Origin of the sequence: Azospirillum thiophilum, assembly GCF_001305595.1 — a bacterium.
Taxonomy (GTDB): Bacteria; Pseudomonadota; Alphaproteobacteria; order Azospirillales; family Azospirillaceae; genus Azospirillum; species Azospirillum thiophilum.
Genome location: NZ_CP012401.1, coordinates 2,686,520 through 2,705,726, shown reverse-complemented (window position 1 = coordinate 2,705,726; position 19,207 = coordinate 2,686,520). Strand labels below are relative to the sequence as shown.

Genomic DNA, 19,207 nt, shown 5'->3' with positions numbered 1-19,207 from the left:
TCGCGGAACGCAGAATGAAATCAAGCTGATGCAAATGCAAACAGCGGGGAGGGGCCTCCCCGCCGCACGGGCTTGCCACCGTCGGCGTGGGGGGATGCTCGGTCAGGCCGCCCGGATCGTCGCCACGAAATTCTGAACTTCCTGACGCAGCCGCTCGGCTTTGCGAGCGAGGCCGCCGGCCGCGTGCAGGACCTGACCCGCCACCGATCCGGTTTCCGATGCCGTCTGATTGACGCCCAGGATGTTGGAGGACACCTCGCCGGTGCCGCGTGCAGCCATGCCAGCAGGATAGCCAGCCTCGGCCATGGCGGTCCTATGGCCTTCCATCGCCTTCAACCCGGCCGCGAATTTTGCAAACAGTGCGCGGGCAGCGTCGATCCGCGCCGGCTGACCGTCCGCCAGCGGCATGCTTCGGAACCCAGCCGGCGCATCCGACCACTGCATGACCGCCCACCGCATAATGCATGCGACGGGAACTTTGCCTGTGCGCAAGCGGTTTTCCCGGCAGCGCTTCCGCATGGCCGGGCGCCTCCCAGCGGGATCGGGGGTGGAGCACAATGAAAGTGATCGGGATTTCCGGGTCTTATGGTGGTCTGAACCTGGGAGATGAGGCGATCCTCACCGCCGCCGTCGAGCAATTGCGGGCGACCGTACCGGAGGTCGAGATCGTCGTCTTCACCCGCGATGCGGAACACACCCGCGCCAACCACGCGGTCGACCGTGTGTTGAATCCTCGTGAAGCGACACGGGATGAGATCATGCCGGAGGTCGAGCGGCTGGACCTGCTGCTGCTGGGCGGCGGCGGCATCCTCTATGACAGCGAGGCCCAAACCTATCTGCGCGAAGTCGTCATCGCCCAGCGCTTCGGCATACCGACCCGCACCTTCGCCATCGGGGTCGGCCCGTTGAAACATCAGGTCGAGCGCGATGCGGTGCGCGACGGACTCGACCGCATGGATGGTATCACGGTGCGTGAACAGAGCGCCAAGCGCCTGATCGAGGAGATCGGTGTCCGCGTCCCGGTCGAGGTTACCGCCGACCCGGCCCTGCTGCTGACCCCCGAACCCTTCGGCGTCGAAATGCTGGCTGAAGCCGGCGTTCCCCGCGACCGGCCGCTGATCGGCCTGTCGGTGCGCGAACGCGGGGGGGCTGCACCGGATCTGTCGGAGGCCGCCTACCACCAGTTGTTGGCCGAGGCTGCCGATTTCATGACCGAACGGTTCGAGGCCGACGTGCTGTTCGTACCGATGGAGCGCGCCGATGTGCGCGAGGCTCACCGGGTGATGGGGCGAATGAGCCTGCCGGAGCGGGCCCATCTGCTGAAATACCGGTACGGACCGCGGCAGATCCTCGGATTGATGGAGCATCTGCATCTCGCCGTGGGGATGCGGCTGCATTTTCTGATCTTCGCGGCCATATCCGGCACACCGGTGATGGCTTTGCCTTATGCCTCCAAGGTGGCGGACTTCCTGACTTCGCTGGGGCTGGAACCGCGCTCCACCGTCGCCCATACGACGGCCGGCACCTTCCTGGCCGATCTCGACCGGCTGTGGGATCACCGCGCCGACCAGGAGGCGTTGCTGCGCGAAAATATACCGCGCCTGCAGGAACTCGCCAGTCGCACGGCGCCGCTGGCCACGCGCGGAGAGGAGTGATGCCGCTCAGACGGTATTGAACGAACCGAAAAACCCCAGGGAGATCGAACCGTGCCCGTCCTGACACTGCCCGCCGACCCGGCCACAGTCACCCTGCCGCCGCGCATCGCCACGCGGGTCGGCCGTTGCGACGTGCTGGTCGTCGGTGGAGGTCCGGCGGGAATGGCCGCGGCGATGGGTGCATCGCAGGCGGGGGCCGACACCATCCTGGTCGAGCGCTACGGCTTTCTGGGCGGCAATGCCACGGTGGCTTTGGTCATGCCCTGGATGAGTTTCTATACCCAGCGCGGATCGGTCGCCGTCGTCGACAACACCAAGCTGATGCCGCAGGACCACGGTCCCGGCGAGCCGGTGGTCGGCGGGGCGCTGGCGGCGTTCCTCGGCCGGCTTTATGCCGCGCATGGCGCCATCGCTCCGTCGTCCGATACCGGTTTCACCGTGCCCTTCGACCCGGAAGTCCTGAAGGCGGTGTCGCAGGAGATCCTGGACGAGGCCGGGGTGCGGGTGCTGTTGCATGCCTTCGCGTCCGGCATCGTGGGGGAGCGTGGTCGGCCGACCGGCGTCGTTTTCGAAACGAAGTCCGGCCCGTTGGTGATCGAGGCCGGAACCATCGTCGACGGTACCGGCGACGGCGATATCGCCGCCCTGTCCGGTGCCGAATATGAGATCGGCCGTGACGAGGACGGGCTGACCCAGCCGATGACGCTGATGTTCCGCATGGCCGGCTTCGACCATGGCCGGTTTTCCGGATTCGTGCATGAGAATCCGACCCAGTGGCGGGGCGTGCATGGATTGTGGGATCTGGTGTCGAAGGCCACCGCCAACGGCGATCTGTCCCTGACGCGCGAGGACATCCTGTTCTTCGGCACCACCCATCCGGACGAGGTGGCGCTGAACTGCACACGGGTGACCGGCGTGCTGGGCACGGACGTCTTCGACCTGACCCGCGCCGAATGGGAAAGCCGGCGGCAGGCGGCGCAGATCGCGGCGTTCATGAAGAAATACGTGCCGGGTTTCGCCGATTCCCATATCTGCCAGACCGGCGTTGCCGCCGGCGTGCGCGAGACGCGGCGGATCGTCGGCCGTTACCGCATGAGCGCCGACGATGTGCTGGGCGCGGCCAAGTTCGACGATGCGGTGGCCCGCGGAACCTATCCCGTCGACATCCACAGCCCGACCGGCAAGGGCACGACCCTGAAGCGCGTGCCGACCGGCGAATGGTACGAAGTGCCGTTGCGTGCCCTGCTGCCGGTCGGCATGGACAATCTGCTGGTGGCCGGGCGCTGCATCTCCGGCAGCCACGAGGCCCATTCTTCCTATCGCGTCACTCCCACCTGCATGGCAACCGGACAGGCCGCCGGCGTCTGTGCCGCCTTTGCGGCCAAGCGAGGCGAACAGCCGCGCGACATGCATCATCGCGTGGTGCAGACGGAGCTGCTGCGCCAGGGTGCCTTGCTGCGGCCGGTGGAGTAGGGCATCCGGAGCCGGAAGCCAGGGGGGCCGGAAAATCCCGCCGTCATAGCCCGCTGTTACCTGCCGGGCCGTTCGGCGCCCTACAATCCGTCCCGCAAATGGATTTCCACCGATCACGGGAGGATGCGATGGCGGCGAAGACCATTCTGATGCTGGTGGGCGATTATGCCGAGGATTACGAGACCATGGTGCCGTTCCAGACCCTGCTGGCGATCGGCCATGTGGTCCATGCGGTCTGCCCCGGCAAGGTGGCGGGCGACCGCGTGGCCACCGCGATCCATGATTTCGAGGGGGACCAGACCTATAGCGAGAAGCGCGGCCATAACTTCACGCTCAACGCCAGCTTCGAGACGGTGTCCGCGGACTCCTACGACGCCCTGGTGATTCCGGGCGGCCGGGCTCCGGAATATCTGCGGCTCAATCCTGCGGTGCTGGCGCTCGTCAGGGAGTTCGATGCCGCCGGCAAGCCCATCGCCGCGGTCTGCCATGGCGCCCAGCTGCTGGCTGCGGCCGGCGTGTTGAAAGGGCGGCGGGTCTCGGCCTATCCCGCCTGCCGGCCGGAGGTGGAGCTTGCCGGCGGCGAGTATGCCGACATCGCCATCGACGATGCGGTGACCGAGGGGAACCTGATCACCGCCCCGGCTTGGCCGGCCCATCCCGCCTGGATGTCGCGCTTCATCGCCGCGCTGGGAACCCGCATCGAACTGTGATGTGATCGTGGTGCATGGTCAGGGGCGGCCGCAATCCTGCCGCTGCCCCTTCCGCTTGACCGGGAGGATTCCGGCGATGTGCGAGATCTACGTCAAGGCCGACCCGATCCTGTACGAGCCGCGCTCGCGTTCGGTCAGGATTCATGGTGTCGTCACCACGATCCGGCTCGAAGCGCTGTTCTGGGATGTGCTGGCCGAGATCGCCGCGCGAGACGGCATGACCACCAACCAGCTGATCGCCAAGCTCTACGACGAGATCGTCGAATTCCGCGGCGAGGTGCCCAATCTGGCGTCCTTCCTGCGGGTGAGCTGCCTGCGCTACCTGTCGCTGGTGGTGAATGCCGGTGAAGACCGCATGCCGGCGCAGCGGCGAGGCGGCACGGTGGTGAGCCTGCACGCCACTGCCGCCGGGATGTGATAGGGGCTTAGGCTGCCTTCTTCTTGCCGGCGCCGATCTTCGGTTCCTCGCCCTTCAGCAGGCGGCGAATGTTCGCCTCGTGGCGGATGAAGACCAGGATTGCGATGAACAGGCACAGGCCTGCCACCAGTGGTCCGCCGAAATACCAGCCTGTCAACGGGCTGATGCCCAGTGCCGTCAGTGCCGACAGCGACGAGATGCGGAACAGCGCCGCCATGACCAGCCAGGTCAGGCAGGCCAGCAGGCCGACCGGCCAGGACACGGCCAGCAGCACGCCGAGCGCCGTCGCCACACCCTTGCCGCCCTTGAAGCCGAGCCACACCGGGAAGCTGTGGCCCAGCATGGCGCCGCCCGCGGCCAGCACCGCCGCTTCGGGGCCGCTCCACCACAGCGCCAGCAGCGCGGCGATGGCGCCCTTGCCGCTGTCCAGCAGCAGGGTCGCCAGCGCCAGCGGCTTGTTGCCGGTACGTAGCACGTTGGTGGCGCCGATATTGCCGGAGCCGATCTGACGGATGTCGCCCAGCCCGGCCAGACGGGTCAGCACCAGACCGAACGGGATCGAACCCAGCAGGTAACCCAGCAGGGCGGACAGGAGCAGGGGCAGCACCGGATCAATCCTCCGCCTGCCAGACCGTGCGGCCGTCGACGACGGTGCGCAACGGCCGGCCTTGGACTGGACGGTTCTCGAAGGGTGAGTTCTTCGACTTCGACTTGAAGCGGCTGACGTCGATCTGCCACGGCACGTCCAGGTCGAAGGCGACCAGGTCGGCCGCTCCCCCCTTGACGATCCGGCCGAGCGGCAGGTCGAGAATCCGGGCAGGGTTCGAGGTGACGCAAGCCAGGGCCTTCAGCAGCGGCATCCTGCCCTTGTGCACAAGTTCCAGCGTCAGCGGGAACAGGGTCTCCAGCCCGATCACGCCGCAGGCGGCCTGTGCGAAGGGCAGGCGCTTCTGGTCCTGGTCCTGCGGCACATGGTCGGACGCGATGGCGTCGATGGTGCCGTCGGCCAGCCCCTCCACCACCGCCCGGCGGTCCATCTCGCCGCGCAGCGGCGGCGAGACCTTGGCATAGGTGCGGTAATCGCCGACGTCGGTCTCGGTCAGGGCGAAGTAATGCGGGGCGGTGTCGCAGGTCACCGTCAGCCCGCGCGCCTTGGCCCGGCGGATCAGGTCGACCGACTCGGATGTGGTGACATGTGCGAAATGCAGGCGCCCGCCGGTCAGCTCGGCCAGCCGCAGGTCGCGCTCGATCATGATGATCTCGGCCTCGCGCGGGATGCCGACCAGGCCGAGGCGGGTGGCAATCTCGCCGGAATTCATCATGCCGCCCGATGCCAGCGACGGCTCCTCGGGGTGCTGGACGATCAGCTTGCCGAAGGTCTTGGCATAGCTCAGGGCCCGGCGCATCGTCTTGGCGCTGACGATGGTCTTGGTGCCGTCGGTGAAGGCGACCGCACCGGCATGGCTCAGCAGGCCCATCTCGGTGATTTCGTTGCCTTCGGTGCCGCGGGTGGCCGAGCCATAGGCGAACACCTTGACCAGCTTCACCTCGCGGGCGCGCCGCGCGATGAACTCCAGCCCGGCGACCTCGTCCAGGACCGGGTCGGTGTTCGGCAGCAGCGCCATGGCGGTGATGCCGCCGGCAGCCGCGGCGCGCGACGCGCTCTTGATCGTGTCCTTTTCCTCCTCGCCCGGCTCGCCGATCAGCACGCGCATGTCGACGAGTCCGGGGGCGAGGCACCGGCCGGCAAGGTCGATCACCTCCGCACCCTCGGGCGTGGAATCGTTGAACAGGCCGGGGCCGAAATCGGCGATCCTCTCGCCGTCGATCAGCAGGTCGCCGCGCTGGTCGAGGCCAGTCGCCGGATCGAGCAGGCGGGCGTTGCGATAGACGGTACGGGTATTCATCGGAGCACTCATCGGGCGGCTCCCGCGGAATCGGACTGGCGGCGTTCACGGGTCAGCAGGTCGAGCACGGCCATGCGGACGGCCACGCCCAATTCCACCTGATCGAGGATCATCGAGCGCTTGAGGTCGTCGGCGACCTCCGAGTCGATCTCCACGCCGCGGTTCATCGGGCCGGGATGCATGATGACCGCGTCGGGCTTCGCCACCTCCAGCTTCTCGTAATCGAGGCCGTAGAAGTAGAAATACTCGCGGGTCGAGGGGACATACTGGCCGCTCATCCGCTCGGTCTGCAGGCGCAGCATCATCACGACGTCGGCGTCGCGCAGGCCGGTCTTCATCGAGTGATGGACCTCGACGCCCAGCCGCTCGATCTGCGAGGGCAGCAGCGTCGGCGGCGCGACGCAGCGCACCCGGGCGCCCATCGCATTCAGCAGGTGGATGTTGGAACGCGCGACGCGGCTGTGCAGGATGTCGCCGCAGATCGCCACGATCAGCCCGTCCAGCCGGCCGAGGCGGCGGCGGATCGCCAGCGCGTCGAGCAACGCCTGGGTCGGGTGCTCGTGGTGGCCGTCGCCTGCATTGATGACCGAGCAGTTGACCTTGTCGGCCAGCAGCTTGACCGCGCCCGAATCGGCATGGCGCACCACCAGCGCATCCAGGTGCATGGCGTTCAACGTCATCGCCGTGTCGATCAGGGTCTCGCCCTTCTTCACCGAACTGCTGTCGGTCGACATGTTGATCACGTCGGCACCCAGCCGCATGCCGGCCAGCTCGAAGCTGGTACGCGTGCGGGTGGAGTTCTCGAAGAACAGGTTCACCTGCGTGCGGCCGTCCAACAGGTTGGACTTCTTCACGGGACGGCGGTTCTGCTCGACATAGCCGTCGGCAAGGTCGAGGATCTGGGTGATCTCGCCGGCCCGCAGTCCCTCGATACCGAGGAGATGGCGGTGCGGGAAGACCGTGTCGGGGGACGGGTTCGCGCTCATGGGCGCGGACTATAGGAGCGCGCATGGGCGCCCGCAAGCCGTTCAAGGCATCGGCCACGGCAAGGCTTCGCCGACGCTTTTCAGGTCGCTCCCGCCTCGTCGAACAGCCAGTCGCGGAAGGCCTTCACCTTCGGCCGGGAAAAGTAATGCTGCGGCGCCACAACATAATAGGCCAGGCTGCCGGGCAGCCGCACCTCGAACAGCCGCACAAGCCGTCCGGCGGCGATGTCGTCGGCGACCAGCACGCCGCGGGCGAGCGCGATCCCGTGGCCGTTGATCGCTGCCTGCAGGGTGAAGGAGGAGTCGTCGAACTGCAGGCCGCGCTCGGTGTCCACCCCCTCGATTCCCGCCGCCCGGCACCACACGGTCCAGGAGATATTGTAATCGTCATGCAGCAGCGTGTGGTGCCGTAGATCGTCCGGGTTGACCAGCGGACGGTCGCCGGCCAGCAGCGAGGGGTGGCCGACCGGAAAGATCTCTTCCGTCAACAGCCGCTCCACGCGCAGGTCCGGCCACAGGCCATTGCCGAAGCGGATGGCGAGGTCGACGTCGTGGCGGGCGAAATCCACCACCTGTGCCGTGCTGTGGACCCGCACGTCCATTTCGGGATGGCGTTTCTGGAAGCGCATCAGGCGCGGCACCAGCCATTTCGACGCGAAGCTGGGCATGGTGGAAATGGTCAGCGTGCCGCTGCTGTCGGCGCGGATCAGCCGGTCGGTCGCCTGGGACAGCGTGTCCATCGCCTCACGCACCGGCGGCAGATAGCTCTGACCGGCCTCCGTCAGGGCGAGCGCGCGGTTCATTCGACGAAACAGCGGTAATCCGAGCCATTCCTCCAGCGCCTTGATCTGGTGGCTGACCGCTGCCTGCGTCACATGCAGCTCGTCGGCGGCTTTGGTGAAGGAAAGATGACGTGCAGCGGCTTCGAAGGCGCGCAGCGCGTTCAGCGGAGGCAGGCGGCGTGACATGCGGGGGCGTACCGGAGGAAGGGAATCGGATTAGGAGAGCTAATCGATTCTATGAGAAACCGTCGTTTGTCGGCAAGCGGCGTCTGCCCCATCCTCGCTTTCACAAACGATCACATGAACCGGAGCGACGAGGCCGAAGCCCCGCTCCCCATCTGTCGGAGGAGACCCGATCATGGCTCACGGAACGCAGTCGTCCCTCTCCAGCGCCACGCTGTCCGCCCGTACCCCGGTCCGCTCCGGCACCGGCATGGGGGACTGGCTGGTCTCCCTGTTCGACCGCTTCGCAACCTGGAGCGAGCGGCGCCGGCAGCGCCGGGCGCTGGAGGCTCTGCCCGACCACCTGCTGTCCGACATCGGCATTTCCCGTGCCGATGCGGAACAGGAATCCCACAAGCCCTTCTGGCAGGGCTGAGCGATGGCCGGCGGTCGTCAGGATGGCTTCGAGGAAGACCGGGCGTGGACCGGCGGCTGTCTGTGCGGCGGTGTGCGCTATGCCCTCGACACCCGGCCGGAGCCAATCTCCTTCTGTCATTGTGCCCAGTGCAGGCGTCAGCACAGCCATGTCGGCGCCTACACCGCCTTGCCGCGTGCGGCATTGCGTCTTCTCTCGCAGGACACGCTGACGTGGTACGCGTCCTCCGACCGGGCACGCCGCGGCTTTTGCGTGCGGTGCGGTGCGGGCCTGTTCTGGGAGATGCTGGAGCAGGCTCCGGCAGACGGCGGACCGCGCATCACCGTGACCGCCGGCAGCCTGGACGATGCGACGGGGCTTTGGGTCGAGCGCCACATCTTCGTCGACCACAAGGGCGGCTATTACGACATCGGCGACGATGGCGTCGAGCGCCGGGCCAGCACGGGAGAGGTCGTGGCATGAGTATCGGTTCGAAGGGGCTGGGGATCGAGTCAGGATTTGGGCCGGGGCCCGGATTGTCGGGCGGCTGCCTGTGCGGTGGCGTCCGCTTCCTGCTGGCCGAGCGACCGGATGGCGTCATCACCTGTCACTGCGGGCAATGCCGGCGCTTTCACGGCCATATCGGTGCCTACGTCACGGTCCCGCGCGACACCGTCGTCTTCGAGGCCGACGCGACATTGTCCTGGTATCGCTCTTCAGACATTGCGGAGCGGGGGTTCTGTGGCCGTTGCGGCTCGTCGCTGTTCTGGAAAGGCGACCGCAGCACGGAGATCGAGATCGCCGCGGGCAGCCTCGACCAGCCCACCGGCCTGACGACGCTGAAGCACGGCTATGTCGCTGACAAGGCCGATTATTACGAGATCACCGACGGGCTGGAGCAGTTTCCCGGGTCGTCGGAGCCGACGTAACGGCAAACGGGCGCCGCGCGCAGGTATCTGCGCTCACTCATCGGGTTTCGAAGACGGCCGCATTCCTGCCGGGTGCGCGTTTCCGTCGCATGTGCGTTGCGGTGCGTGCGGGGGCCTTTTCATTTGACCGTGGGTGTCCGGGGTGAGAGTGATTTTCAGAAGCAAACGCTCATCCAGTCCCGAGGTTTTCCGCGAATGCGCTGTTTTTCGTTGCTTTCCGCCGTCTGCGCCGTCGCCCTGACCGGCCTGGCCCTGGTCGAGGTGGCTCCCGCCCGTGCCGATGACATGGTGACCATCGTCATCAAGGAGCACCGGTTCGACCCCGCCGAGGTGAAGATTACCGCCAACAAGCGGGTGACCCTGCTGGTCGACAACCAGGACGCCACGTCGGAAGAGTTCGAGAGCGGCGAGATGAAGGTCGAGAAGATCGTCGGCGGGCGCAAGCAGATCAAGGTCATGGTCGGTCCGCTGAAGCCGGGGCGCTATCCCTTCTTCGGTGAGTTCCACGAGGCAACGGCGCAGGGCGCCGTGATCGCCGAGTGATGCGGTCCTGACCGCCTGCACATACCGGAGACGACCATGCTCGCCAGTCTGATCATCGTCTTTCGCGAGGTCCTCGAAGCGGGCCTCATCGTCGGCATCGTCCTGGCTGCCACGCAAGGCGTTGTCGGGCGGGGCCGCTGGGTCGCGCTGGGGATCGCCGCCGGCATCGTCGGCTCCTGCATCGTCGCCGCCTTCGCCGACGGCATCAGCTCGCTGTTCGCCGATACCGGGCAGGAATTGTTCAATGCCGGCGTGCTGCTGGTCGCGGTGGTCATGCTGGCTTGGCACAATGCCTGGATGGCGCAGCACGGCCGGGAACTGGCCCGCGACATGAAGGCGGTCGGCCGGGCGGTCAAGAGCGGCGAGAAGTCGTTGGCGGCGCTGGCGATCGTCATCGGCGTGGCGGTGCTGCGCGAAGGGTCGGAGGTCGTGCTGTTCCTGACCGGCATCCTGGCGTCGGAGGAGGGCGGTCTCGCCACCGTCGCTGCCGGCGGGCTGGGCGGCATGGCGCTGGGTGCGCTGGTGTCGGTTCTGCTCTATGCCGGGCTGGTGCAGATTCCGACGCGGCACCTGTTCGCCACCACCACCTGGCTGCTGACCCTGCTGGCTGCCGGCATGGCCTCCACCGCGGTCAACTTCCTCGCCCAGGCCGGCATACTGATGTCCGGCGGCACCGTGCTGTGGGACACCTCCGGGTTCCTGCGCGACAACAGCCTGATCGGGCAGGCGCTGCACATCATGGTCGGCTACACCGACCGTCCGACCGAGGCGCAACTGGTCGCCTATGTCGCGGTGGTCGCAGGCATCCTGCTGCTGACCCGCTGGGCCGCGCGCAGCGTTCCGCGCATGGTCGGCGCTGCCGAGTGAGGCAATAACATCAAGGTATAGGGCCGCGCTGACGGTCAAGTGTCTGGCCTTGCCCCTTGAATTCACGCCATAGTCCTTCCGCGGCAAGCGGAGCGGCGGGGGACATGGCAGAGTTGGTGACGTTGGTGGTGCTGCTGGCGGCGATGGTGGTCGCGGTGCCGGTGGCGAAGCGGTTCGGATTCGGTGCGCCGCTCGGCTATCTTGCCGCAGGGCTGATCGTCGGGCCGGCTGGACTGGGGCTGGTGACCAATGTCGGGTCGATCGCCCATGCCTCCGAACTCGGCGTGGTGATGCTGCTGTTCCTGATCGGGCTGGAGCTGCGGCCGGCCCGCCTGTGGGTCATGCGCAAATCGGTACTGGGGCTGGGCGGGGCGCAGGTCGCGGCGACCGGCGCGATCATCGCCGCGCTGTGCGGCTGGGGGCTCGGGCTGGCCTGGCCGACCGCGGTGGTGCTGGGCTTCGGCTTCGCCCTGTCCTCCACCGCCATGGCGCTGCCGATGATGGCGGAGCGCGGGCTGCTCGCCAACCAGTCCGGGCGCAATGCCTTTTCCGTCCTGCTGTTCCAGGACCTTGCGATCATTCCGGCGGTGGCGCTGCTGCCCTTGCTCGGCAACGGCGCGGTGCCGCAGTCCGACGGCGCGTGGCTGGCCGTCGCCAAGGCGGCGGTCGTGGTGGTGGGGGTGCTGATCGGCGGCCGCTACCTGCTGCGCCCGATCTTCCGCGCCGTCGACCGTGCGGGCGCGCCGGAGATATTCACTGCGACCGCCCTGCTGATCGTGATCGGCACCGCCGTGCTGATCGAGGAGGCCGGGCTGTCGATGTCGCTGGGCGCCTTCATGGCCGGCGTCCTGCTGTCGGATTCCGAATACCGGCACGAGGTGCAGGCCGATATCGAACCGTTCGAGGGCTTGCTGCTCGGCCTGTTCTTCGTCTCGGTCGGGATGGCGGCGGACATCCCGGCGCTGCTGGACCATCCCGTCCGCTTCCTCGGTCTCGCCATCGTCCTGCTTGCGGCGAAGGCGCTGGTGATGCTGGTGCTTGCCCGCGTCGCCGGCGTGCCCTGGGCCGGGGCGATGCGGATGGCAACGGTGCTGAGTCAGGGCGGCGAGTTCGGCTTCGTCCTGTTCGGGCTGGCCGTCGACGGCGGGTCGATGGGGCGGGAGCAGGCATCGGCGGCCATGCTGGTGGTGACCCTGTCGATGCTGGCCACCCCCTTCCTGTTCGCGGCGGTGGAGCGCTGGCTCGTCCCGCGGCTGATGTCGGCCAAGCCCAAGCGACCCTTCGACGCGATGCCGGACGACAACCCGCAGGTCATCATCTGCGGCTTCGGCCGGGTCGGGCAGGTGGTCGGCCGTGTCCTGCGCATGCGCGGCATCCCCTTCACCGCGCTGGAGCAGAGCGCCGCCCAGGTCGACTTCGTCCGCAAGTTCGGCAGCAAGGCCTATTACGGCGATCCGACCCGCGTGGAGCTCCTGCGCGCCGCCGGGGCTGAGAAGGCCAGCGTGCTGGTGGTGGCGCTTGACGACATGGAGCAGTCGCTGCGCGTGGTGGAGCTGGCGACGCGCCATTTCCCCAACCTGACCATCTTCGCCCGCGCCCGCAACCGCCGTCATGTCCACCATCTGATGGACCGTGGCGTCTCCCACATCGTGCGCGAGACCTTCGATTCCAGCATCAGCCTGACCGGCGACGTGCTGCGCCGGATGGGGCTGCCGGAAGGGGAGGTCGTCCGGACGCTCGACACCTTCCGCGCCCATGACGAGCGCACCCTGATCCGGCAGCACGCGGTCCACAATGACGAGACCAAGCTGATCCAGACATCGCGCGACGCCGCGGACGAGCTTCAGGCACTGTTCGAGGCGGATCGCGAGGATGTGGTCGGCGGAGAGAAAGCCAGGGCGTGAGGCGCCTCAGCCGATCAGCAGGCTGTCGTCGCTGATCTCCGCCCCGCCGCGCTGCCTGGCGAACAGAGCCAGCAGATGCGGCACGTCGAGGCCGGCGCGCTCGTCGCCGGCAACGTCCAGCACGACGCGGCCCTCGTGCAGCATCAGCGTGCGGTCGCCATAGTCGAGCGCCTGCCGCATCGAGTGGGTGACCATCAGCGTGGTCAGCCGGTTGTCGCGGACGATGCGCCGGGTCAAATCCAGCACGAAGTCGGCGGTGGCGGGATCGAGCGCCGCCGTGTGCTCGTCCAGCAGCAGGATCTTGGAACCGGCCAGCGTCGCCATCAGCAGGCTCACCGCCTGCCGCTGGCCGCCGGACAGCAGCCCCATGCGGTCATGCAGGCGGTTTTCCAGCCCAAGCCCGAGGGCGGCGATGCGGTCGCGGAAGCCCTTGCGGCGGTCGCCTCCCAGCGCGAGGCCAAGGCCGCGGCGGCGGCCGCGGGCGGCGGCCAGCGCCATGTTCTCCTCGATCGTCAGGGCGGCGCAACTGCCGGCCATCGGATCCTGGAAGACGCGGGCGACCAGCCCGGCGCGGCGCGGCGTGTCCCATCGGGTGACGTCGGTGCCGTCGATCGAGATGCGCCCCTGCTCCGCCAGCACGTCGCCGGCCAGCGACCCGAGGAAGGTCGATTTGCCGGCGCCGTTGGAGCCGATGACGGTGACGAACTGGCCTTCGGGAATGGTCAGGCCGATGCCGCGCAGCGCGTGCTTCTCCAGCGGCGTGCCGCGCCCGAAGGTGACGTGGATGTCCTCGACGGCGATCATTCGGCGGCTCTCGCGCTGCGGGCGGTCCTGGACTTCGCCCTGGATTTGAGGCGCGGCAGGATCAGGGCGACGGCGACCAGCACCGCTGTCACCAGATTGAGGTCGGAGGCCTGGAGGCCGATGCTGTCGGCCGACAGCGCCACCTGTACCGCCAGCCGGTAGAGGATGGAGCCGGCGACGCAGCCGATCAGCGCCAGCGCCAGGGCGCGGGCCGGCAGCACGGTCTCGCCGACGATGACCGCGGCAAGCCCGACGACGATGGTGCCGATGCCGGTGGTGACGTCGGCGAAGCCGTTGGTCTGGGCGAACAGCGCGCCGGCCAGCCCGGTCAGCCCGTTGGACAGCGCGATGCCGGCATAGACATGGGCATCGGTGTTCACGCCCTGGGCGCGGGCCATCCGGGCGTTCACCCCGGTCGCCCGCATCGCCAGCCCGAACTCGCTGGCCAGGAAACGGGCGAGCAGGGCGACCACCGCCGCGACGATGATCCCGACCACCAGCGGCCGGACGATGTGCTCCGGCAGCCCCAGCCCGTAGAAGGGAGTCAGCACCGTGTCCTGCATCAGCAGCGCCACGTTCGGCCGGCCCATGACCCGCAGGTTGACGGAGAACAGCGCGATCATCGTCAGGATGCTGGCGAGCAGATGCAGGATCTTGAAGCGCACGTTCAGCGTCGCCGTCACCAGCCCGGCAGCGGCGCCGGCCAGCCCGGCGGCGAGGCTGGCGAGCCACGGGTTGACGCCCGAGATCAGCAGCACCGCGCAGACGGCCGCTCCCAGCGGGAAGCTTCCGTCGACCGTCAGGTCGGGGAAGTCCAGGATGCGGAAGGACAGATAGACGCCGATGGCGACCAGCGCATAGACGAGGCCGATCTCGATGGCGCCGAAGAGGGCGATTTCGGTCATGGGGAGCTTTTGCCTTCGAGGGGACGGGCCCCCTTACTCCCCGACCACCTTGGTCGCGCGCTTCACCACCGCGTCGGGCAGGGTGATGCCCATGGCGGCGGCGGATTTGGGATTGACGAACAGGTCGGTGCCCTTGGCAAGCGCCACCGGGACGTCGCCCGGCTTCTCGCCCTTCAGGACGCGGGCGACGATGGCGCCGGTCTGCTTGCCGACCTGGAAATAATCGAAGCCGATTGAGGCCGCGGTGCCGCGCGCCACGCTGTCGGTGTCGGCGGAGAAGATCGGCAGCTTGGCCTGCCGGCCCACCGCGATGACGCTCTCCAGTGCCGATACCACGGTGTTGTCGAGCGGGATGTAGACGGCGTCGGCCTTGCCGACCAGGCTGCGCACCGCCGGCTGGGCGTCGGACGATTTCGGCACGGAGGCCTCGACCACGGTCAGACCGGCCTTGGCGGCCTCGTCCTTCAGCGCCTTGACCAGCACGACGGAATTCGGCTCGCCCGGGTTGTAGAGCACGCCGATGCGCCTGGCCTGCGGCAGGATCTCGCGGATCAGGGCGACATGCTCGGCCACCGGGGCCATGTCGGACAGGCCGGTGATGTTGGCGCCGGGCTTGTCCATCGACCTGACCAGCTGGGCGGACACAGGGTCGGTCACCGCGGTGAAGACGACCGGGAGGTCGCGGGTCGCCGCAGCCACCGCCTGGGCCGAGGGAGTGGAGATCGGCACGATCACGTCGGGACGCGAGCCGGCGAACTGGCGGGCGATCTGGGCGGCGGTGGCCGGGTTGCCCTGCGCGCTCTGGTACTCGACCTTCAGGTTCCGGCCCTGCACGAAGCCGGCATCCTTCAGCGCCTCCACCACGCCGTCGCGGGTCGCGTCGAGCGCGGGGTGCTGGACGATCGCGGTGATGGCGACGGTCTTGCCTTGCGCCAGCGCCGGAACCGGTGCGGCGAGCGGACCGACGAAGGCGGCGAGGGCCGCCGCGGCGCACAACAGACGGGTGAAGGACATGGCTGGCTGGTCTCCGGAACGCAAAGGTCTTCCCCTAGACCGGGCGGGCTGCGGCGTCAACTCGGCAGCAGCGGCGGCAGGCCGGGAGAAGGAGGGCGAATGGAACGTTTGAAACCGTATGAAACATTTTCCGGGCGGCGTTCCATTGTTCCATTCGAGGCTTCATCCGCCGGACCGGCGTCCGGAACCCCGCGAATCCAAGGCTGTAACGCCGCGGCGGGGGAAGGCGGAGCGGATGGCCGTGGAACATCGGGCATGCGGAATCCTCCGGTATCGGGACGAGGATGGTCCTTCCTACCACGGACGCCGTGGCCGGGTAAGCGCGGCCGGCAAATCCAGGGTTTAGGCGGGCAATCGGGGCGGGTATGTCGGGCGCCGGCGCATGGCGGACCCGGCCGCAAGCGGGGATGCGGAGGAACCGGAAAGAGCCTATATTGTGGGCAACACTGAAGGAGTGGTCATGATCGCTGGAACCGAAGCGGCTCCGTCGAGGGTACTCGCCTCGTTCCGTGGCCTGATCGGCTGCTGCCCCAACTGCGGGCGCGGTCGGCTTCTGCGGAACTTCCTGAAGCCGGTGGACCAATGTTCGGCCTGCGGCGAGGCCTATGGCCACCTGCGTGCCGACGACGCACCGCCCTGGATGACGATCCTGATCGTCGGGCATATCGTGATCCCGGCCCTGCTGGCGGTGGAACAGTCCTACGAGCCGCCGACCTGGGTGCATCTGACGATCTGGCCGCTGCTGACCCTGGTGCTGACGCTGATCCTGTTGCCGCGCTGCAAGGGGCTGGTGCTTGGCCTGCTGTGGAGCACGGGTGCGCCCGGATCGGAACGGGGGTAGCAGGTGCCGGCTGGTTACGCCAGCCGCCGGGAATAAACGGAAAGGGGCGCCGCACTGTCGCGTGCGGCGCCCCTTTTGTCATCCGGACCGGTTCCGCCGCCGGGCGGGGACGTCCCTTGGAGACGCGTGGGGTCGGCGTCGGTTCAGCGCGCGCTCGGGCTCAGGACCGGGCCGTGGCTGGCGGTTTGGCCGCCGCGGGTGCCGGCCAGGGCGGCGCGCAGCTTGCCGAACAGTTCGCGCAGATACTCGGCGCGCATCCGGCGGGCGACCAGAATGATCTCTTGATGGCTGCGGGGATCGCGGATGTCGTCGAAATTCGTGTTCATGGCTCTGGGAATCTCCACTTGAGGTGAGAGACGTCCACTCCCTGTGCTTTATTTGCCTTGTGAGGATCAAGATAGGGCAGAAAAGCTGCCCTAAGAAGCGCGGCCAACGCAATGCCGCCCGACGTTTTCCGTATCAGCTGTCCCAATCAACGGAGGTGCGAACTATTGTCGCAGGCTACGGTCGGCAGGCCGATAATAGTTCGCATGGCAAATTGCTTTCTATCGCATTATTCGCGATCGCGGGCGCCATCCACCGCGACATTGCGGTCCGTGACGATCCGATCCACCGGGCGATCCTCTGGCCGACACTCTTCCAGCCCCTCCGTCTCCCGGGGCTGGGGCGGAACGGGCTGGTGCGGTGGCGGTGCCTCGGTTCCGAGGACGCCGGCCTCCTCGCTGCCTGGAATGCCGAACTCCTGGTCCGGCCGGCCGCCGGTGTCGCGGTCGTTGGCTGCCATGGGCGCTCTCCCGTCCTGAATGTTTCGGTGGTGGTTCCCGATCCTTCCTCAACAGGGCGGGACGGCACTCGTCACCTTGCGGACGTCGAACCAGCCGCCGACGCCGTGGCGCAGGTCGTGCCGTCGGTCCTGCTCCGGCGCAGGCGCGATGTCCCACAGCCAAGACATGTCGGGGGCGGGCAGGGCGAGGCCCCAGGTCGAGTCGTCGGCCTCCAGCACGTCGCCGCCGCGCAGCCAGCAGCTGTCGGTGTCGGTGAACAGGGCCGCCCGTTCGGCGACGCGGGACAGCCAGCCGAGATGGTCGCGGACCAGCCGGCGGGCGAAGGCCATTCGCTCGGCTTCCGGCATGTCGGGGGCGTGGCGCTCCAGCGCCTCCAGCGGCAGCAGCGGCAACTGTGACAGCAGGTTGCAGGACAGGGCGAAGCGGAAGGGCTCGCCGTCCAGCACCGGCGGGGCGAAGGCCGTCGGCAGCGGACCGCCGCGGTCGAGCGCCGTGGCCAGCGGCGCCAGCGCACCGCTGACATCCAGTTCGAGCAGGCGGACGTTCGGCAGCCGTGCCGCGCGGCGGCGCACCGGGCGGGCATGCAGCATGTCGACGAGAACCACCTGGTCGAAGCGGGCGGTCAGCGATTCGAGCGGGATTTCGATCAGCAGCCCCGATCCGGCGACCAGAGCCCGCCCGCCCGGCTCGACCCGCTGGATCGCCTGGTCGACGAAGCGGCGGCAGGCCGCGACATGCGGCGCCCAGGCCAGCCGCTGGCGCCGGTGGCGGGCGCCGAGCGCCACCATCTCCGCCAGATAGCCGAATCGCCGGGCCAGCGGGGGGCAGGGCGTGGTCAGGTATTCGAAGGCTTCGCGCAGCATCGCCGGATCCTCTTCCCCTTCGGCCCTCTCGCCCCTTGACCCGCGGTGGTGGCAGGGTACCAATGGCGGCATGGTCGAGATCAAGAGGAAAACGGCCCTGGTGACAGGGGCCGGCAAGCGCATCGGGCGGGCCATCGCGCTCGATCTGGCGGGGCAGGGCTGGGACGTGGCCGTGCATTACCGCAGGTCCCGCAGGGAGGCCGACGCCGTCGTCGCCGAGATCGGGCGGGCCGGCGGCCGGGCCATGGCCTTCGCCGCGGACCTCGACCGCGAGGCGGAGGTGAAGGCATTGGTGCCGGCGGTGACCGAAGGGCTGGGGCCGCTGACCCTGCTGGTCAACAACGCCTCCCGCTTCGAGCGCGACGAGGTCGGCGATGTCACTCGGGAATCGTGGGACGCCCATATGGAGGCGAACCTGCGCGCCCCCTTCGTGCTGTCGCAGGATTTCGCGTCACGGTTGCCGGAGGGCGAACAGGGGCTGATCGTCAACCTGATCGACCAGCGGGTATGGAACCCGACGCCGCACTTCGTGTCCTACACCCTGTCGAAGATGGGGCTGTGGGCGCTGACCCGCACGCTGGCGCTGGCGCTGGCCCCGCGCATCCGCGTCAACGGCATCGGCCCCGGCCCCACCCTGCGCAACGATCGCCAGACCGAGGTGGAGTTCGCCGCCCAGTGGGACTCGACCCCGCTGCATCGCGGCACCACGCCCGAAGAGGTCTGCGCGGCGATCCGCTTCCTGATCGCTGCCCCGGCAATGACCGGGCAGATGATCGCGCTGGACGGCGGGGAGCATCTGGGATGGGCGCAACCGGCGCATGGCTTCGTGCCGACCGAATAGCCGGTTGTTACAGCAGGGCAATAAGGGTGGATGTGGCGGCACGATCCCGGCGACGGGGCCGGGCGGGTGCGCTGCGGTGAAAATGACCGCGCGTTTTACACAGGTGCCCCACCCCGCGCAAGAGGCGCCTGCGACCCCGCGACAATTTTGTGTCTACACGGCAATAGCCGTCCTTGACTCCAAGCTGACCTAGCAAAATCAATGAGTTAGCAAAAATGCCTAAAAAATAGGCGGAGGCCTGCGATCCGTTGCGGCGCTTGGCTCCGGACGGGCTACCCCCTCCGTTATCGACAAACTTATCCACAGGATTCGTGGATAGTCTTCCGGAGGGGTGAGTCGATCCGCATGCGTCCTTGGCGTGCCCGACGGTTGACCCGCGACGGCCTCTCGACGACATTCTGGT

General features: G+C 68.0%; 23 protein-coding genes. 12 read left to right on the top strand and 11 right to left on the bottom strand.

Features of this window, described 5'->3' with window-relative positions; translation table 11 throughout:
* Positions 1-102 precede the first annotated feature (102 nt).
* Positions 103-408: a hypothetical protein gene (locus AL072_RS12535; RefSeq protein WP_045580039.1), complete on the bottom strand. Its 306-nt coding sequence runs from the start codon at positions 406-408 to the stop codon at positions 103-105.
* A 155-nt stretch (positions 409-563) separates the two neighbouring features.
* On the opposite strand from AL072_RS12535, the gene AL072_RS12530 reads away from it, so the two are divergent.
* The 4 genes from AL072_RS12530 to AL072_RS12515 all read left to right on the top strand — a co-directional run bounded on the left by AL072_RS12530 (position 564) and on the right by AL072_RS12515 (position 4,256).
* Complete coding sequence (locus tag AL072_RS12530; protein ID WP_158511061.1) at positions 564-1,655, top strand: polysaccharide pyruvyl transferase family protein; 1,092 nt, start codon at positions 564-566, stop codon at positions 1,653-1,655.
* A 51-nt stretch (positions 1,656-1,706) separates the two neighbouring features.
* Complete coding sequence (locus AL072_RS12525; protein WP_045580041.1) at positions 1,707-3,128, top strand: FAD-dependent oxidoreductase; 1,422 nt, start codon at positions 1,707-1,709, stop codon at positions 3,126-3,128.
* 128 nt (positions 3,129-3,256) lie between these two features.
* Positions 3,257-3,838 (top strand): DJ-1/PfpI family protein, encoded by a 582-nt coding sequence (locus tag AL072_RS12520; protein ID WP_045580042.1) that lies wholly within the window; start codon positions 3,257-3,259, stop codon positions 3,836-3,838.
* Between the two features lie 76 nt (positions 3,839-3,914).
* Positions 3,915-4,256 carry a ribbon-helix-helix domain-containing protein gene (locus tag AL072_RS12515; protein ID WP_045580043.1) on the top strand — a complete coding sequence of 114 codons (342 nt, stop codon included), beginning with the start codon at positions 3,915-3,917 and terminating at the stop codon, positions 4,254-4,256.
* 7 nt (positions 4,257-4,263) lie between these two features.
* Here the strand turns inward: AL072_RS12515 and plsY are convergent, their stop codons facing one another.
* The 4 genes from plsY to AL072_RS12495 all read right to left on the bottom strand — a co-directional run bounded on the left by plsY (position 4,264) and on the right by AL072_RS12495 (position 8,117).
* Positions 4,264-4,863, bottom strand: coding sequence for a glycerol-3-phosphate 1-O-acyltransferase PlsY (plsY, locus tag AL072_RS12510; RefSeq protein WP_144428204.1), 600 nt, complete (start codon positions 4,861-4,863; stop codon positions 4,264-4,266).
* 4 nt (positions 4,864-4,867) lie between these two features.
* Complete coding sequence (locus AL072_RS12505) at positions 4,868-6,163, bottom strand: dihydroorotase (protein ID WP_245636676.1); 1,296 nt, start codon at positions 6,161-6,163, stop codon at positions 4,868-4,870.
* 8 nt (positions 6,164-6,171) lie between these two features.
* Positions 6,172-7,149: an aspartate carbamoyltransferase catalytic subunit gene (locus AL072_RS12500; RefSeq protein WP_045580045.1), complete on the bottom strand. Its 978-nt coding sequence runs from the start codon at positions 7,147-7,149 to the stop codon at positions 6,172-6,174.
* A gap of 80 nt (positions 7,150-7,229) precedes the next feature.
* Entirely contained in the window at positions 7,230-8,117 is an 888-nt protein-coding gene (locus tag AL072_RS12495; protein WP_045580046.1) for a transcriptional regulator GcvA, read from the bottom strand.
* 172 nt (positions 8,118-8,289) lie between these two features.
* Between AL072_RS12495 and AL072_RS12490 the strand changes: the two genes are divergently transcribed.
* The 6 genes from AL072_RS12490 (at position 8,290) to AL072_RS12465 (ending at position 12,751) form a co-directional block, all read left to right on the top strand.
* Positions 8,290-8,529 carry a DUF1127 domain-containing protein gene (locus AL072_RS12490; RefSeq protein WP_045580047.1) on the top strand — a complete coding sequence of 80 codons (240 nt, stop codon included), beginning with the start codon at positions 8,290-8,292 and terminating at the stop codon, positions 8,527-8,529.
* A 3-nt stretch (positions 8,530-8,532) separates the two neighbouring features.
* Positions 8,533-8,991, top strand: coding sequence for a GFA family protein (locus AL072_RS12485; RefSeq protein WP_045580048.1), 459 nt, complete (start codon positions 8,533-8,535; stop codon positions 8,989-8,991).
* Positions 8,988-9,437 carry a GFA family protein gene (locus AL072_RS12480; protein WP_045580049.1) on the top strand — a complete coding sequence of 150 codons (450 nt, stop codon included), beginning with the start codon at positions 8,988-8,990 and terminating at the stop codon, positions 9,435-9,437. Before AL072_RS12485 ends, AL072_RS12480 begins: the two co-directional genes overlap by 4 nt.
* Before the next feature lie 195 nt (positions 9,438-9,632).
* A complete protein-coding gene (locus AL072_RS12475) occupies positions 9,633-9,980 on the top strand; it encodes a cupredoxin domain-containing protein (RefSeq protein ID WP_045580050.1) in 348 nt (115 codons plus the stop codon).
* Between the two features lie 36 nt (positions 9,981-10,016).
* The gene (locus tag AL072_RS12470; protein WP_045580051.1) at positions 10,017-10,847 is read left to right on the top strand and encodes an FTR1 family iron permease; all 831 of its coding nucleotides are present in this window, start codon (positions 10,017-10,019) and stop codon (positions 10,845-10,847) included.
* A gap of 104 nt (positions 10,848-10,951) precedes the next feature.
* Positions 10,952-12,751 carry a monovalent cation:proton antiporter-2 (CPA2) family protein gene (locus tag AL072_RS12465; protein WP_045580052.1) on the top strand — a complete coding sequence of 600 codons (1,800 nt, stop codon included), beginning with the start codon at positions 10,952-10,954 and terminating at the stop codon, positions 12,749-12,751.
* A 6-nt stretch (positions 12,752-12,757) separates the two neighbouring features.
* Here the strand turns inward: AL072_RS12465 and AL072_RS12460 are convergent, their stop codons facing one another.
* Genes AL072_RS12460 through AL072_RS12450 form a run of 3 tightly spaced genes read right to left on the bottom strand, consistent with a single transcriptional unit; the run spans position 12,758 to position 15,474 of the window.
* Complete coding sequence (locus AL072_RS12460) at positions 12,758-13,555, bottom strand: ABC transporter ATP-binding protein (protein ID WP_045580053.1); 798 nt, start codon at positions 13,553-13,555, stop codon at positions 12,758-12,760.
* The gene (locus tag AL072_RS12455; protein ID WP_045580054.1) at positions 13,552-14,460 is read right to left on the bottom strand and encodes an ABC transporter permease; all 909 of its coding nucleotides are present in this window, start codon (positions 14,458-14,460) and stop codon (positions 13,552-13,554) included. The genes AL072_RS12460 and AL072_RS12455 overlap by 4 nt, the downstream gene beginning before the upstream one ends.
* 33 nt (positions 14,461-14,493) lie before the next feature.
* Positions 14,494-15,474 (bottom strand): ABC transporter substrate-binding protein, encoded by a 981-nt coding sequence (locus AL072_RS12450; RefSeq protein ID WP_045580055.1) that lies wholly within the window; start codon positions 15,472-15,474, stop codon positions 14,494-14,496.
* A 460-nt stretch (positions 15,475-15,934) separates the two neighbouring features.
* Between AL072_RS12450 and AL072_RS12445 the strand changes: the two genes are divergently transcribed.
* Positions 15,935-16,315: a DUF983 domain-containing protein gene (locus AL072_RS12445; protein WP_045580056.1), complete on the top strand. Its 381-nt coding sequence runs from the start codon at positions 15,935-15,937 to the stop codon at positions 16,313-16,315.
* Between the two features lie 143 nt (positions 16,316-16,458).
* On the opposite strand, the gene AL072_RS12440 is transcribed toward AL072_RS12445, so the two are convergent.
* From AL072_RS12440 to AL072_RS12430, 3 genes are all read right to left on the bottom strand, one after another.
* Complete coding sequence (locus AL072_RS12440) at positions 16,459-16,641, bottom strand: RSP_7527 family protein (protein ID WP_045580057.1); 183 nt, start codon at positions 16,639-16,641, stop codon at positions 16,459-16,461.
* A gap of 227 nt (positions 16,642-16,868) precedes the next feature.
* Positions 16,869-17,099 (bottom strand): hypothetical protein, encoded by a 231-nt coding sequence (locus AL072_RS12435; RefSeq protein WP_045580058.1) that lies wholly within the window; start codon positions 17,097-17,099, stop codon positions 16,869-16,871.
* 48 nt (positions 17,100-17,147) lie between these two features.
* On the bottom strand, positions 17,148-17,963 hold the full coding sequence (locus AL072_RS12430; protein ID WP_045580059.1) for a hypothetical protein: 816 nt from the start codon (positions 17,961-17,963) through the stop codon (positions 17,148-17,150).
* Between the two features lie 70 nt (positions 17,964-18,033).
* Here AL072_RS12430 and AL072_RS12425 point away from each other — a divergent pair, with 70 nt between their 5' ends.
* Positions 18,034-18,804 carry an SDR family oxidoreductase gene (locus AL072_RS12425; protein WP_045580060.1) on the top strand — a complete coding sequence of 257 codons (771 nt, stop codon included), beginning with the start codon at positions 18,034-18,036 and terminating at the stop codon, positions 18,802-18,804.
* Positions 18,805-19,207: the final 403 nt, after the last annotated feature.